The organism is Candidatus Flexifilum breve (assembly GCF_016713355.1).
Window position 1 is genome coordinate 1 of record NZ_JADJPI010000025.1, and the last position, 14,171, is coordinate 14,171.

The window sequence follows — 14,171 nt, forward strand, 5'->3', positions numbered from 1 at the left end:
GGAGTTTGTGCGCGGTGAGCGTCCGCATACTGGGCGCGCCACCGTCTATCGCCTATTCGACACACTGGAAGAAATTGGCTTTGTGCGCCGCGTTCATGGGCTGCATCACTGCAATCAGTACGTGTTGGCGCAGGACAGCGAACGTCCTCTTTTCGTGTGCATCTCGTGCGGGAAAGCAGAGTTTCTCGCAGGCGATGCGCTCCAGCTTCAGCTTGAAGCACTCACCCAGCAGCGCGGATACCGACTTCATGCCGCGCATATCCAACTGCTTGGGATGTGCAGCCTTTGTCAGACCCGTTCCTAATTCCATTCTAGGGAGAGTTCATGCGTACTATGCGTTCGGTTATCGTTGTCCTTTTACTTCTCAGTCTCGGTCTTGTACTCCCAGCGGCAGCGCAGGATGCGCCGCTGCGGGTGGTCGCCACTTACAGCATTCTCGGCGATCTCGTTCAGAACATCGCCGGAGATGCGGTTGAACTCACCGTGCTGGTGGGTCCCGACGGCGATTCCCATGTTTATGAACCCACGCCGCAGGATGCGGTCGCACTGGCGGAAGCCGATCTGATTTTCGAGAACGGCCTTGAATTCGAGACGTGGCTCGATGATCTGTATACCGCTTCCGGTTCGACCGCGACGCGCGTCGTCGTCAGCGATGGGATCGAACCGCTGGCATTTGAAGGACATGACCACGAACACGAAGGTGAAGGTGACGGCGGCTACATGGAAGGCGAGCCAATGGTCGGCACGCGCCTGATCGTGAATGACTACGAAAGCGGGACGGTTCAGATCGTCGATCTGCGCAGCAACGAGGTGATCGCGGACTTTGAACTGACCGCAGCAGCATCGCTGTATCCGTCACCGAGCGGGCGCTACGCCTTCGCCGTGCAAACGAACGGCGGGATCACCAACGTGATCGACAGCGGCGTTCCGGCACTGCCGCACGACGATCACTTTCATACTGATTTCGGCAGTCCGGCGCTACTTGACGTTGCGATTGAAGGGACGACCCCCATTCACTATGTCGTACATCACGACCAGATCGCCATCTTCCACGACGGCGATGGCGCGGCGACGATCTTTACTGAAGAAGATCTATTCGCAGGCGAAACAGTCACGGTGACGACGGCGCGCCCGCATCACGGCGTGGCTGTGCCGATGGGCGATGTCGTATTGATGTCTGCTCCGAACATGGAAAATGCCGATGACGCGCTACCAATTGGCGTGGATGTCATGACGCTCGACGGCGAAATCGTGCAGAGCTTCCCCGAATGCCCCGGCTTGCACGGTGAGGCTGCCTACAGCGATACGGGTGTCGCGTTTGGCTGTGCTGACGGGATTCTGCTGGTCGAGCGCGATGGCGAGACGTTAGTGTTGCGCAAAATTGCTAACCCGACAGACAACCCCGATCTGCGCACCGGCACGCTGTACGCTGTCGAAGGCGCGCCCTACCTGATCAGCAATTACGGACAAAACACCATTGTGCGCGTCGATCCGGTCGCGGGCACAGCCGAAATCGTGATCGAAGCCCCGGCACCCGTGTGGCGCTTCAGCTTTCACGGCGAAGACCCGTCCAAGCTGGTCGCGCTGACGATTGATGGCAATCTGCATGTGATCGACATTGCGACGGGCGCAGTCGAAGGCACCGTGCAGGTGGTCGATCCGTTCCTCGCGCCGGCTTCTGGCCGCGCTGCTGCCCGCCCGACGTTCGTCGTCAACGGACACATGGCGTATGTCAGCGAACCGCTGCCCGGTGACATTCGCGGCGTCAACCTCGAAACGCTTGAAATCTCCGAAGAACGAATCTTCGTCGGCGGCAAGCCGTCGGCGCTGGCGGCTTTCGGGATGGCACCGGAGAGTGAACTCGGCGAGCATGAACACGCAGAAGGTGAAGACCATGCCCACGAACATGGCGAGTTTGATCCGCACATCTGGCATGACCCCAACAACGCCGTGGTGATGGTCGAAAACATCCGCGCCGCGCTGGTCGAAGCCGATGCGGCAAACGCCGACACCTACAACGCCAATGCGGAGGCGTATACCGCGCAGTTGACCGAACTCGATGCTTACATCCGCGAACAGGTGGCAACCATCCCGGAAGCGAACCACATCCTCGTCACCTCGCACGACACGTTCGGTTACTTCGGCGATGAATACGGCTTCGAAATCTCGTCGGCGCTGGAATCGGTCAGCACCGAAGCGGCGGATCCGAGCGCGGGCGAAATCGCGGACCTCGTCGAATTCATTCAGGCGGAAGGCGTTCCGGCGATCTTCGCGGAGAACGTCACCAATCCCGACCTGATGCAGCGGATTGCCGATGAAGCTGGCGTTGTCCTTGCGCCGACGCTGTACACCGATGCGCTCGGTCAGGCGGGAACGCCGGGAGCGACGTATCTGGAGATGATGCGTTACAACGTAGATGTGATCACAACCGCGCTGCAATAGCGGCAGCGTCACGCAATCCAGAAAAAGCGCGTGGACAGGTTTGTTCACGCGCTTTCTTTCACGCAAAGACAAGATAGGAACCATAGATGGCAGGCAAACACAAAATCACCCAGACAAGCCGATGTTCGGCAACCAGCGTTCGTTTTCGATGCGGGCGACTCGGCGCAAGTTCAACCCAGATCTGCAATCCAAATCAATCTATGTCGAGGAAACCGGGCAGTTTGTCAAAGTGCGCGTGACGGCGCAGGAACTGCGCACGATTGACTGGATCGGGCTGCCGGATTCCTGCGGCGGCACGGCTTGAGCCTGAAGGCGCTGACCGAATGACGATCACGAATCGGCTTCCCGTCACGGTCTTGTCCGGCTTTCTCGGCGCGGGCAAGACGACGCTGCTCAATCACATCCTGCACAATCGCGAAGGCTTGCGCGTCGCGGTGATCGTCAACGACATGAGCGAGGTCAACATCGACGCGCAGTTGGTGCGCGACGGCGGCGCTGCGCTCAGCCGCACCGAAGAAAAGCTGGTCGAGATGACCAACGGCTGCATCTGCTGCACGCTGCGCGATGACCTGCTGGTCGAAGTGGCGCGGCTGGCGCGTGCAGGACGCTTCGACTACCTGCTGATCGAATCAACGGGAATTTCCGAGCCGCTGCCCGTCGCCATGACATTCTCGTTCACCACGCCTGAGGACAGCGTCAGTTTGATGGAGATATCGCGCCTGGACACGATGGTGACCGTTGTGGATGCCAGCGTCTGGCTGGAAGATGTGAAACAGGGGCCCGCTTGGCGGCGCTCGGCATGGCAGAAGCGAAACAGATGCCGCACCGTCTCCGACCTGCTGATCGATCAAGTGGAGTTCGCCAATGTCGCCGGAGTCAACAAGATCGATCTGGTAAGCGAGGCGGAATTAGGGCGGGTTGAAGAAGCCGTGCGCAAGCTCAACCCGACGGCGCGGCTGGTGCGCGCACAGGAGGGAAGAGTCGCGCCCCAAGCGCTTCTGAACACAAACCTGTTCGATATGGATGCCGCGCAGCGCTCCGCTGGTTGGTTGAAAGAACTGCAAGGGGAGCATACGCCAGAGACCGAAGAATACGGCCTCAGCAGCTTCGTCTTCAGGTCGCGTCGCCCGTTTCACCCGCAACGCGTGATGGACTTCATCAAGAGTGACCTGATGAAATCCGTGCTGCGCTCCGAAAGGCTTCATGTGGTTGGCTTCACGCCATAATCTCGGCATTAACTGGTCGCTGTCCGGGCATGTCGCCCGCGATTGCCCCCCCCCGCGAACTGGCTGGCAGGCGTTCCGGCGGCACAACGCGCCCAAGACCCAGTGACGCTGGAATACATCGCGGAATACTGGCAGGGAGCCGTTCGGTGATCGGCGGCAGGAGGTGGTCTTCATCGGGATCGACATGCGAAAGCGGACATGCTGGCGCGTCTCAATGCGGCGCTGCTTACTGATGAAGAAATGGCGCTCACTCCCAGATCGATGGGCGGCCTTCCCCCCGATCCATTCCCGGATCTGGCAGACGAACGGAGCAAGCTCATGAACCGACTTCCTGTGACCGTCCTGTCCGGCTTTCTGGGCGCAGGCAAGACGACCCTGCTCACTCACATCTTACACAACCGCGAAGGCTTGCGCGTCGCGGTGATCGTCAATGACATGAGCGAGATCAATATCGATGCGCAGTTGGTGCGCGATGGCGGCGCAGCGCTCAGCCGGACCGATGAAAAACTGGTGCAAATGAGCAACGGCTGTATCTGCTGCACGCTGCGCGATGATCTGCTGGTCGAAGTCGCGCGGTTAGCGCGGGAAGGACGCTTCGATTACCTGTTGATCGAATCGTCGGGCATTTCCGAGCCGCTGCCGATTGCGGAAACGTTCACCTTTCCGGTGAGCGACACGGATGGCGGACTGAGTGCCATCACGCGCCTCGATACGATGGTCACGGTGGTGGACGCGCACAACATCATGCGCAGTCGCCTCGCTCGATACGATGGCGGAGCGCGGAATCGGTGTAACGCCCGACGACGAGCGCACGATTGTCGATCTGTTGGTCGATCAAATTGAGTTCGCGGACGTGATCATCGTCAACAAGATCGATCTGGTGCAGCCTGAACAACTGCACCGGCGGGGCACTGCTGCACAAGCTGAATCCACAAGCGAAACTGATCCACGCGGATCACGGACAGGTCACGCTGACCGAGATATTGAACACCGGTCGCTTCGATTTTGACCGGGCCTCGACGTTCTCCGAATGGCTGTCCGGTGAGCCGCATACCCCAGAAACCGAAGAGTACGGCGTGGGCAGTTTCGTCTACCGCGCCCGCCGTCCCTTTCACCCGGCACGCTTGATGGAGGTACTGGAAAGCGACGCGCTCGACAGCGTGCTGCGCTCGAAAGGCTTCGTGTGGCTGGCGACGCGGCACAACATGGTTGGCGTGTGGTCACAGGCGGGTGATGTGATTTCGCTCGACTATGGTGGCGAATGGTGGGCGGATACCCCGCCCGACGAATATCCGGATGATCCCGCGCTGGTGGCGGAGATCAGGGGCTATTTTGAGGGTGAGTACGGCGACCGTCGTCAGGAACTTGTCGTGATCGGCATTGAGATGGATCAGGCAGCCATCCGCGCTGCGCTCGATTCATGTCTGCTCACCGAGGCTGAAATAGCGCTCGGTGCGAAGAAGTGGCGGCGCTTTGATGATCCGTTCTCGGAATGGCTGCTGGACGAAGACGCGGCGGCATCATGAATCATCCCGCGCTGCCCTACAGCCACCGCCAGCATCAAGACCCGCTCCCCGGCGCGCCCGCGCTCGTGGTCGAACGACTGTCGTTGGTCTACCCCGGAACGAAGCGCTTGGCGCTGCGCGATGTGAGCCTGACGGTCCCGGTCGGGGCGCGGGTGGCGCTGGTCGGGGCGAACGGCGCGGGCAAGTCGACGCTGCTCAAAGCCGTCGCCAAACTGCTGCCGATTCGCAGCGGCGAGATTCGCATCTACGGCAACCCGCCGGGGGCGTGTCATCACCGGGTCGCCTATTTGCCGCAGCGCGGCGAGATCGACTGGCGCTTTCCAGTCACGCTGCGGCGCCTGGTCTTGACCGGGCGCTATGTCCATCTGGGTTGGTTCAAGCGTCCGTCGCAGCAGGATCGCGCGCTGGTCGACACCGTGATCGATCAACTTGGCTTAAGCGATCTGGCAGAACGGCAGATCGGGCAGCTTTCCGGCGGGCAGCAGCAGCGGGCGCTGCTGGCACGCGCATTAGCCCAAGAAGCCGATCTGCTGCTGCTCGACGAGCCGCTCAATGCGGTGGATGCCGAGACACGGGCGATCATCGTCGCGGTGCTGGCGCGCTTAGGCGAACAGGGTAAGACCGTGATCGCTGCCACGCATGATCTCGGACGGTTGGAGACGGATTTTGACGCGGCGCTGTATCTGGCAAATGGGCGCGAAGTCGCGCCCCCGCCGGGAGCATTCACCGGGATGAAGGTGGGCGTATGAATCTGTTTGAGTGGTTGATCGAGCCGTTTCGCTTTGGCTTCATGCAAACCGCGCTGATCGCCGGAGTGCTCGTTGGCTTGGCTGTGCCAGCATCGGCGTATATGTCGTTTTGCGGCGCATGGCGTTCATCGGGGATGCGCTGGCGCATACCGTGCTGCCCGGTCTGGTCGTCGCCTACCTGAACCAGTGGAGCTTATTCGGCGGCGCGCTGATCGCCGGGGTGCTGACGGCGCTCGGCATCGGCTGGCTGTCGCGGCGTGACGCAATCCGCGAGGATACCGCTATCGGCATCATGTTCACGGGGATGTTCGCGTTCGGCATCCTGCTGATCAGCACGGTGCGCTCGTTCCGCGATCTCTCGCACATCCTATTTGGCAACATCCTCGGTGTGACGACGGATGAACTCATTCTGATCGCGGTGATCACCTTAGGGACGCTGGCGCTGCTGGTGCTGTTCCACAAAGAACTCGAACTGACCTCGTTCGACCCGATCCATGCCGAAGTGATCGGCTTGCGGGCGAACCGACTGCGCTATCTGCTGCTGATCCTGCTGGCGTTCACGGTCGTGAGCAGTATTCAGGTGGTCGGCGTGGTCATGACGAGCGCGCTCCCTGATCACCCCGGCGGCCGCGGCGGCCCTGCTCACGCAGCGCCTCAGCCGCATGTTTGCGCTTGCAATCGGAATCGCGGTGCTGTCGGGGATCGTCGGGTTGTATGCCTCATACTACGCCGATGTCTCGTCCGGCGCGGCGATTGTGCTGACGGCGACGGCACTGTTTGCCGCCGCGTGGATCGTTCACAGCCTGCGCCGCTCTCGGCAGATCGAAGCAGACGAGGAAGAAATGGAAACGGTCTATGAATGAGGCGCGGATGGCCGTCGTCACCCGCGCGGACGGCGAGACGATCAACATGGTGAAGAAACGCGGGCATCTGTTTGTGTGTTCGCTCGGCTGCTGCTGTGGCCGCACCGACAAAGGTTTTGCTACTGTCCAGCAAGACCTGTATCACCACGAATGGGAACGGCGCAAACTGCGCAACCACGTTCACCTGACGCAAAGCGGTTGTTTAGGTCCCTGTTCGCTGGCGAATGTCGTGCTGCTGCAATTTGACGGTCAGCCAATCTGGTTCCATTCCATCAACGACGAGCGGCTAATCGTCGCGATCTACGACTACATCGAAGGGCTGCTGTCGAGTGCTGGATTTATGCTGCCGTCTGCCCCGCTGCGTGAGCTGGTGTTCAACGGCTTCGCGTGGGGTGCAGCGCTGAACGGCGATCAAGCCTATCTGCCGCTCGATTCGGTGGGGTGAGTGCGATGAAACTGATTGCGATCACCGGGCTGGATCACGCCGAGAAACGCGCTGCGGTTCGTGCCCTTGCCGAAGCCTTCACGATGCGTGGAGAGCAAGTGCAGGTGATCGACAACGCCGATCAAGCGCTGCGCCTCGATTACCCGACATGGCGTTTGCCGGGCGGGTGCGCGTGCTGCACGCTGGCATTCGGCGATCGAGTACGATCAACCGGCTGGACTGCGACACCGCGTTGATCCCGGTCTCGAGCAGCGCCACGCCGGATGCGCTCGCCCTGATCCTGAACAGTTTACGCGCACCGGATCGCGCGGTGATCACACTGGCGCTCGTGAGCGAGGCGCTGTGGGAGCGTCACCCGTATTTCGCCGCCAACCTGAGTACGCACGCCGATCATACACTGCGCGACGCGGACGAACTGAAGGAGCTGATCCATGCCCTTGTATGAGTATGCCTGTGACGAATGCGGGGCGCACTTTGAAGCGCGCCGCTCGTGGGAAGAAGCCGACGATGTGCTGCCCTGCCCGGAATGTGACAGCCTGCTCACCCAGCGGGCGTTGAGCGTCCCGGCCTTCCTGCGCGGCGCAGGGAACAGCGCCCCCGCTCAAACGAGCGCGCCGCCCAAGAAGAACCATGCTGTGGGCTGCTACTGCTGTCGATAAAGACGATTGAGAAGAGGACAAATATGACGACCATGACCGATACCCGTGTTCCCGTCACCGTGCTGACGGGCTTTTTGGGCAGCGGCAAGACGACGCTGCTCAACCGCATTTTGACCGAGCAGCATGGCAAGCGCATCGCCGTGATTGAAAATGAGTTCGGGGAAGTCGGCATCGATCATGAACTGGTGATCGGCGCGGACGAAGAAGTGTTCGAGATGAACAACGGCTGTATCTGCTGCACCGTGCGCGGTGATTTGATCCGCATCCTCGGCAACCTGATGAAGCGCCGCGACCGCTTCGATTACATCATGATCGAGACGACCGGGCTGGCCGATCCGGGTCCGGTTGCGCAGACCTTCTACATGGACGCTGAACTGGAACGTCATCTGCGCCTTGACGGGATCGTGACCGTCGTCGATGCCAAGCACATCTGGGAGCATCTCGATGACAGCGACGAAGCACAGGAGCAGATCGCGTTTGCCGATGTCATCCTGCTCAATAAAACCGATCTGGTCGCGCCCGCCGACCTCGACCGCTTGGAAGCCCGCCTGCACGCAATGAACGCCGCCGCAAAAATCTACCGGACGCAGAACGCCGTCGTCGAGATGGAGCGCGTGCTGAATGTCGGCGGCTTTAATGTGGACCGGGCGCTGGAAGTCGATCCCAAGTTCATGGAACCGGAATACCCGTTCGAGTGGTCAGGCGTGTATGACTTGCAGCCCGGCGTGTACGAATGGGTGATGGGAGAGGGTCCCGATCCGGCGATGCAGGTGTGTCTGCTGCCCTTGAGCGCCAGCGACGATGCGGCGCGGGCAGCGTTGGTCGAACGAGCGGTGATTGTATTCAGCGACGAGGATCACGAGCTGACACACGGCGGGGTGCTCACCCCCGGCGAAACGCTGACTCAGCTCGTCCTGAACGACAGCGGCGACACGCGCTTTGTCGTGCAGATCGCCAAAGCGGGCGTAAACACGCTGTTCACCGAACATCACCCGGATGAATTCGGCGCGGCACTGTTCAACGGCGCGACGCGCCTTGAAGCGCAGTTCACCCGCGAGTACAAGCCGGATCACGAACATGATGAGAAGTAACCTCGGTTGGGATCACCGTCCCCGGCGATCTGGACGCGGACAAGCTCAACCGCTGGTTAGGGAACCTGCTGCGGACACAGGGGCAGGACATCTTCCGTATGAAGGGTGTATTGAGCATTCAGGGGCAGCCGGAACGCTACGTTTTCCAGGGTGTGCACATGTTGTTCGATGGCCGTCCGGATCGCCCATGGGGGCTGGAACTGCGCCATAACGCGCTGATCTTCATCGGGCGCAACCTGAACCGCGCCCAGTTGAACGAGGATTTTCGCGCATGTCTCGCGTAGCTTCCCGTGTGCGCTTTGTGGGGCGCTGGCGCGCTTCGCTCGACGATTATGTGATTGCGTTGGTATGGTCGCCCGATGGCAAGCGAATTGCCGCCGCCGCTGTCAGTGGGGAGATTCGCGTCTTCGATGCGATGAGTGGGAGCGTCACGGCGGCGCTCCCCGGTCACGCCATGGGGACGAACGCGCTCGACTGGCATCCCGACAGCATGCGCCTCGCCAGTATCGGGCAAGACGGTAAGGCGATCCTGTGGGATGTGCAGACGGGGCAGGCGCTCCACACACTGAAAACCGGGGCGAGCTGGGGTGAGCGCGCACTCTGGTCGCCCAAAGGCGATCTTCTGGCGACGGCGGCGGGCAAGCTGGTTCGGCTGTGGAATGCGCACGGAGAGCAAATCCGCGAGTACAGCGATCATGCCAGCACGGTTACCGATATTGCGTGGAAACCGGGAACGGATCATCTGGCGGTTGGCGCGTATGGCGGCGCGGTCATCTGGTCAGCCAGCAGCGCCGAACCGATCCGCAAACTCACATGGCAAGGATCAACCCTGCGCTTGTGCTGGAGTCGGGATGGGCGCGTCCTCGCCGCCGGGCAGCAGGACTCCAGCATCATCTTCTGGGATGCGCGCAAACCGGAACCGTCGATGATGTGGGGCTATCCAACGAAAGTTCGCGAACTCGCGTGGGATCGCTTCAGCAAGTATCTGGCGACGGGCGGCGGTGAAACGGTGATCGTGTGGAAGTTCCGCGGCAAAGGTCCTGAAGGGACGACGCCGATTCAGCTCACCGCGCATCAAGACCTGCTGACCACACTCGCCTTTCAGCAGCGCGGCGCTGTTCTCGCCTCCGGTGGGCAGGATGGCGCGGTCCTGGTGTGGCTGCCCGATAAGCGTGAAGCGCCGCTCGGCGGCTTTCGCGGCCTGGGTGCGGTTTCGCACGTCGCCTGGTCGCCGGATGACCGACTGCTCCTCATGGGCGATGACCAAGGCGCAGTGATCGTAACAGAAATAGTCCCTGAATAAGAGGTCTTGAGGAAAATGACACAATCAGCACGTACACCCATCCCGATCACCATCCTGACGGGCTTTCTCGGCGCGGGCAAAACCACCCTGCTCAATCATCTGCTGCACAGCGATCACGGGCTGCGCGTGGCAGTGATGGTCAACGACTTCGGCGCGGTCAACATTGATTCGCAGTCGGTGGTCAGCGTCGATGGCGATGACGCCGATATGGTCAGCCTGTCGAACGGCTGCATCTGCTGCACCATTCGCGGCGATCTGCTGCGGGCGATGATCGATCTGCTGCGGCGCACCGAAAAACCGGAGTACATCATCATCGAGACCAGCGGTGTCTCTGATCCGGCGGGCGTTGCATCGACGTTTATGATGCCCGATCTCAAGCCGTATGTGCGTCTCGACAGTATCCTCACGGTGATCGATGCTGAACAAGGCGGCGATGTGCTCGAAGGCGATCAGTATTTCCTCGCCATGGCGCAGGTCGGTGTGGCGGATATTGTCGTGATCAACAAAGCCGATCTGGTCGATGCAGTGCAGCTTCAGGAAATCAGAACGTGGATACGCGAGATCGTGCCCCGCGCTCGGATCCTCGAAACAAGCTATGGCAAAGTCCCACCCCAATTGGTATTAGGAGTGGGGGCGTATGCGCCGGAACGCCTGGAAGCGGTGACACCAAAAGATGTGCATGTGCAGGAAGCGGGCGTACCGACCGATCATGATCATGAGCATCACCATCATGATCACGATGAACACGAACGCGATCACGATAATGACCACGATCACGACCACCATCATCCCGATCACAGCCTTGTCTTTGAGACGTGGAATTGGCGGTCCGACGAACCACTATCATTCAAAGGACTGCGGAAGGCGGTCGAGAACTTGCCGCTCACGGTTTACCGTGCGAAAGGCTTCGTCCAGCTCAGCGAAATGCCAGAGAACCGGGGCGTGCTGCATGTCGTCGGCAAGCGCGTCAGCCTGACGTTTGGCGAGCCGTGGCGCGCAGACGAAACACCGCACACCCAGCTGGTCGTAATCGGCTCATACGGTGGCGTCGATCCTGAGGACTTGCAGGCCCGGTTTGAAGGCGCGTTGACGATCAATCAACCCGCTTCAGAACTAGAGCGCATCAAAGATGGTGTGATGGAATGGCTGCGCTGGCGGAAGTAGATCCAGATGGGGAAACGAAATCGTCAGCATGCTGGGGGGCGGCTCCTCAACCTACCGGACGACATCTTTAAGACCGGGATCGGACTCATCGATCAACAAATGTGGTGCTGGGGCTGTGACGTGCGCCGGGCTGAAGGCAACCTGCTCACGCAGTATGGATTCATCAAACGCCCAGCGCCGGAACCGCGCTATCACAGCGCCTATACGCTGTATGAGGCAATACCGGATGGCGCACTGACGCTGTGGGGTTGGGGACTGTGGATTGCCGCGCCGGAGCGCGGCAGTCTGTTCATCGGTCGGGATCGCTTCCACGTTCGGTGGATACCAGAAACGGATCTTGCTCCTTCAGCTTGGCTGGAACGCGACCTGCCGAGCGGTTGCGCGGACACTCGGTTTTCCGATGCCTATCTGCTCTTACATGCTGCATTTCTCTGGATCGCGGCTTATGAGCACTGGGTTGTCGAAGTTCATGAACAGAGTTACCGGGCACGCACAATCGAGGCGTATCCACAGCGAAGGCGCTTCAAGGGGGGTGTACTGGCGGAGCGGATGTCTGCACAGTGGCTTGAACTGGCAAACGTTACCTTTGCGGCAGTGGTAAATGCTGAAGCGCAAAGCGAACACACGTACTCATAAAGCTGCTGCCGGTCGAACAGTATATTGTCCCTCCGAGCGGCAGCGTTGTTGGCAGGCTTACGCGAGTTGAACCGTTCCGTGATCATCGCAGTGATCGCCGTGTTTGTGGTGCAAATGTCCGTTCACCAGATAATCGTAGTGGTCGCCATGCGGAACTAAGGGATGTCCAGAGTCAATGTGGTCGCAACCGCACGAAATTGCGCTGCAAATGTTTGGGTTGGCATCACTGATCTCGATCACATGCTCATCATAATGATCTTCGTGCATATGATGCAGATGTCCATCATGCAGGTAATCGACATGTCCGTTGTGGATGATCCGAATGTGTCCGCAGTGCTCACTATGCGTATGCTGGTGCTGTTCATGAATGTGGTGTGCCATAATGCAGATGTCCTCTCAATATATGTGCTTTAACGATGGGAAATATGTTCTAGACCACACCGGAACAACTCCGATACGTGGTGGTCATCGAGCGTGTACATCACATGTTTGCCAGATTTACGCGGCTTGACTAAACCGGCGGTACGTAGGAGACGCAGTTGATGCGATACTGCCGATTGTGAAATACCGACAACTGCAGCAATGTCATACACACAGTTCTGTATCCGCCAGCGCCGACATGATGCGAATCGTGTTGGGTCACCGAGCATCTTGAAGAAATCCGCGAGTTTTAGAGCATTGTCACCGTCGATGAGATGGAGACGGGCATGTGCGACCTGCTCCGGATGAATGACAGCGTCCTCACAGTAGAGGTCATTAAGTTCTTGTTTCTGTTTCATTGCTGCTCACATATGAACATCTATTCAGACATTAAAGATATCGTTTGTGCATTGAAAAAGCAGGGCTATTCTCATGAGCGCCGTTTCTTCGCGAACAAGGAGGCAAACTGTGGCAAGCTACGATAGTCAACCGCGCTTCTTCAGGGATGATCTTAAGAGTGAGGCATATGGAATGACCTTGCCGTAACACTAGCGGATTTACCCGATTCTCCAAGCACACTGGAATTGGGTTGTGGCATTTGAATCCGTAAGGATGTGCGGCCAGATTGTGAAGAGCTGGGACACACTCGTCAGGTTATGGACAGTTCATGCACCAGCCACCGAATGAGCAGCAACTCATCACACAGGCTCAGAGCGGCGATGAAGGGGCAGTCAGTCTCCTTGGAGGTCATGGTGATAACGCTCTCGGTTGCGTCAGAATTCAGGCCGAGTCTGACCGTAACGCTGCCGCCCACTGCTCAAGTAATTCCGTCTGGTACACCTATTCCCCTGCCGACGCCAACCGCAGACAGGCTGGTCACGATTGAAGGGCCAGTGAACAGCATCACGGATCATGTGATAACCATCTATGGCTTTCAGATTGACGTCGAACCCGACCACCCGATTTTCCAGATCATTGACGTGGGGGATGTGGTTCGAGTAGAAGGTGTGCTGAACGACAGCGGTGTGGTGCTCGCCGCAGCGGTCAGCAACCTTCCAAATGCAGCAGCCCCCGCGGCGGACAATCGCGCGACTGTCGGCCTTGACGGCCCCGTGGAAGCCATCGACGGAAATATTCTGGTCGTTAACAGTATTTCTGTTCAGCTCGCGCCTAACGATCCCCTGCTGCAAACCGTGCAACCCGGCAGTTTCGTCAGTCTGCAAGGCAATTTCCAGACCACTAACGCCGGGATTGTCCTCGTCGTCGTGAATATTGCCATCGTTGACAATGTCAGTGTCGAAAGTAACTGCTGGTATCACGTGGATGCTATGGGGATGGGACACTGGCATTGTGACGGGATGGGTATGGGAAACGATTGCATGGGGGTAACCGAGAGTGGGAAAGTGTCTCGCATAATCCCGGAGCTGACGATTACTCACCAGCGAGGACAATAAAGCGGTTGTTTGTTTCCTGTTGGCCAACTACCGCGACACTGGTTGGTTCTCTTCCCTTCATAACCCGAGTGCTTTGGAATTTTGGGATCTGCCTAGGTCTCGCTCAAGCTACCATCTGCCTATCAACGCGCAACCGTGGGGCGAGCGTCAAGTCGCCGCCCCCCCGCGCAGTCCTATAATGGAAGCAGATGTG

At 59.3% G+C, this 14,171-nt stretch carries 18 protein-coding genes and 3 pseudogenes; 19 read left to right on the forward strand and 2 right to left on the reverse strand.

Annotated elements, in window-relative coordinates; genetic code table 11:
* The 18 genes and pseudogenes from IPK17_RS20760 to IPK17_RS20845 all read left to right on the forward strand — a co-directional run.
* Positions 1-304 (forward strand): Fur family transcriptional regulator (locus IPK17_RS20760; protein WP_343419615.1); only part of this gene is annotated, 304 nt, incomplete at its 5' end.
* Positions 305-324: 20 nt separating this feature from the next.
* A complete protein-coding gene (locus tag IPK17_RS20765; protein ID WP_343419616.1) occupies positions 325-2,442 on the forward strand; it encodes a metal ABC transporter solute-binding protein, Zn/Mn family in 2,118 nt (705 codons plus the stop codon).
* Between the two features lie 121 nt (positions 2,443-2,563).
* Complete coding sequence (locus IPK17_RS20770) at positions 2,564-2,746, forward strand: bL28 family ribosomal protein (RefSeq protein WP_343419617.1); 183 nt, start codon at positions 2,564-2,566, stop codon at positions 2,744-2,746.
* A 19-nt stretch (positions 2,747-2,765) separates the two neighbouring features.
* Positions 2,766-3,959: pseudogene (locus IPK17_RS20775) on the forward strand (GTP-binding protein); the annotation flags it as partial.
* Between the two features lie 27 nt (positions 3,960-3,986).
* Positions 3,987-5,194: pseudogene (locus tag IPK17_RS20780) on the forward strand (GTP-binding protein).
* Entirely contained in the window at positions 5,191-5,943 is a 753-nt protein-coding gene (locus IPK17_RS20785) for a metal ABC transporter ATP-binding protein (RefSeq protein ID WP_343419619.1), read from the forward strand. The pseudogene IPK17_RS20780 and the gene IPK17_RS20785 overlap by 4 nt, the downstream one beginning before the upstream one ends.
* Positions 5,940-6,125, forward strand: coding sequence for a hypothetical protein (locus IPK17_RS20790; RefSeq protein WP_343419620.1), 186 nt, complete (start codon positions 5,940-5,942; stop codon positions 6,123-6,125). The genes IPK17_RS20785 and IPK17_RS20790 overlap by 4 nt, the downstream gene beginning before the upstream one ends.
* Positions 6,062-6,493 (forward strand): annotated as a pseudogene (locus IPK17_RS20795) (metal ABC transporter permease); the annotation flags it as partial. The gene IPK17_RS20790 and the pseudogene IPK17_RS20795, both read left to right, overlap by 64 nt.
* Before the next feature lie 112 nt (positions 6,494-6,605).
* A complete protein-coding gene (locus tag IPK17_RS20800) occupies positions 6,606-6,806 on the forward strand; it encodes a metal ABC transporter permease (protein ID WP_343419621.1) in 201 nt (66 codons plus the stop codon).
* A complete protein-coding gene (locus IPK17_RS20805; protein WP_343419622.1) occupies positions 6,799-7,251 on the forward strand; it encodes a (2Fe-2S) ferredoxin domain-containing protein in 453 nt (150 codons plus the stop codon). Before IPK17_RS20800 ends, IPK17_RS20805 begins: the two co-directional genes overlap by 8 nt.
* A gap of 5 nt (positions 7,252-7,256) precedes the next feature.
* The gene (locus IPK17_RS20810) at positions 7,257-7,487 is read left to right on the forward strand and encodes a hypothetical protein (RefSeq protein ID WP_343419623.1); all 231 of its coding nucleotides are present in this window, start codon (positions 7,257-7,259) and stop codon (positions 7,485-7,487) included.
* The gene (locus tag IPK17_RS20815; protein WP_343419624.1) at positions 7,484-7,696 is read left to right on the forward strand and encodes a hypothetical protein; all 213 of its coding nucleotides are present in this window, start codon (positions 7,484-7,486) and stop codon (positions 7,694-7,696) included. Before IPK17_RS20810 ends, IPK17_RS20815 begins: the two co-directional genes overlap by 4 nt.
* The gene (locus IPK17_RS20820) at positions 7,683-7,910 is read left to right on the forward strand and encodes an FmdB family zinc ribbon protein (protein ID WP_343419625.1); all 228 of its coding nucleotides are present in this window, start codon (positions 7,683-7,685) and stop codon (positions 7,908-7,910) included. Before IPK17_RS20815 ends, IPK17_RS20820 begins: the two co-directional genes overlap by 14 nt.
* 23 nt (positions 7,911-7,933) lie before the next feature.
* Positions 7,934-9,001, forward strand: a complete 1,068-nt coding sequence (locus IPK17_RS20825) for a CobW family GTP-binding protein (RefSeq protein ID WP_343419626.1) — start codon at positions 7,934-7,936, stop codon at positions 8,999-9,001.
* Positions 9,002-9,030: 29 nt separating this feature from the next.
* Entirely contained in the window at positions 9,031-9,285 is a 255-nt protein-coding gene (locus IPK17_RS20830) for a CobW C-terminal domain-containing protein (RefSeq protein ID WP_343419674.1), read from the forward strand.
* Positions 9,273-10,304: a WD40 repeat domain-containing protein gene (locus IPK17_RS20835; RefSeq protein WP_343419627.1), complete on the forward strand. Its 1,032-nt coding sequence runs from the start codon at positions 9,273-9,275 to the stop codon at positions 10,302-10,304. The genes IPK17_RS20830 and IPK17_RS20835 overlap by 13 nt, the downstream gene beginning before the upstream one ends.
* A gap of 15 nt (positions 10,305-10,319) precedes the next feature.
* The gene (locus tag IPK17_RS20840; protein ID WP_343419628.1) at positions 10,320-11,468 is read left to right on the forward strand and encodes a CobW family GTP-binding protein; all 1,149 of its coding nucleotides are present in this window, start codon (positions 10,320-10,322) and stop codon (positions 11,466-11,468) included.
* A 6-nt stretch (positions 11,469-11,474) separates the two neighbouring features.
* Positions 11,475-12,104, forward strand: coding sequence for a hypothetical protein (locus IPK17_RS20845; RefSeq protein WP_343419629.1), 630 nt, complete (start codon positions 11,475-11,477; stop codon positions 12,102-12,104).
* Positions 12,105-12,161: 57 nt separating this feature from the next.
* Here IPK17_RS20845 and IPK17_RS20850 read toward each other — a convergent pair whose 3' ends face one another.
* Together IPK17_RS20850 and IPK17_RS20855 are read right to left on the reverse strand one after the other, a co-directional pair.
* Complete coding sequence (locus IPK17_RS20850) at positions 12,162-12,485, reverse strand: hypothetical protein (RefSeq protein WP_343419630.1); 324 nt, start codon at positions 12,483-12,485, stop codon at positions 12,162-12,164.
* Positions 12,486-12,514: 29 nt separating this feature from the next.
* Complete coding sequence (locus tag IPK17_RS20855) at positions 12,515-12,883, reverse strand: ArsR/SmtB family transcription factor (RefSeq protein ID WP_343419631.1); 369 nt, start codon at positions 12,881-12,883, stop codon at positions 12,515-12,517.
* Positions 12,884-13,273: 390 nt separating this feature from the next.
* Between IPK17_RS20855 and IPK17_RS20860 the strand changes: the two genes are divergently transcribed.
* A complete protein-coding gene (locus IPK17_RS20860) occupies positions 13,274-13,978 on the forward strand; it encodes a DUF5666 domain-containing protein (RefSeq protein WP_343419632.1) in 705 nt (234 codons plus the stop codon).
* The last annotated feature ends 193 nt before the right edge of the window (positions 13,979-14,171 follow it).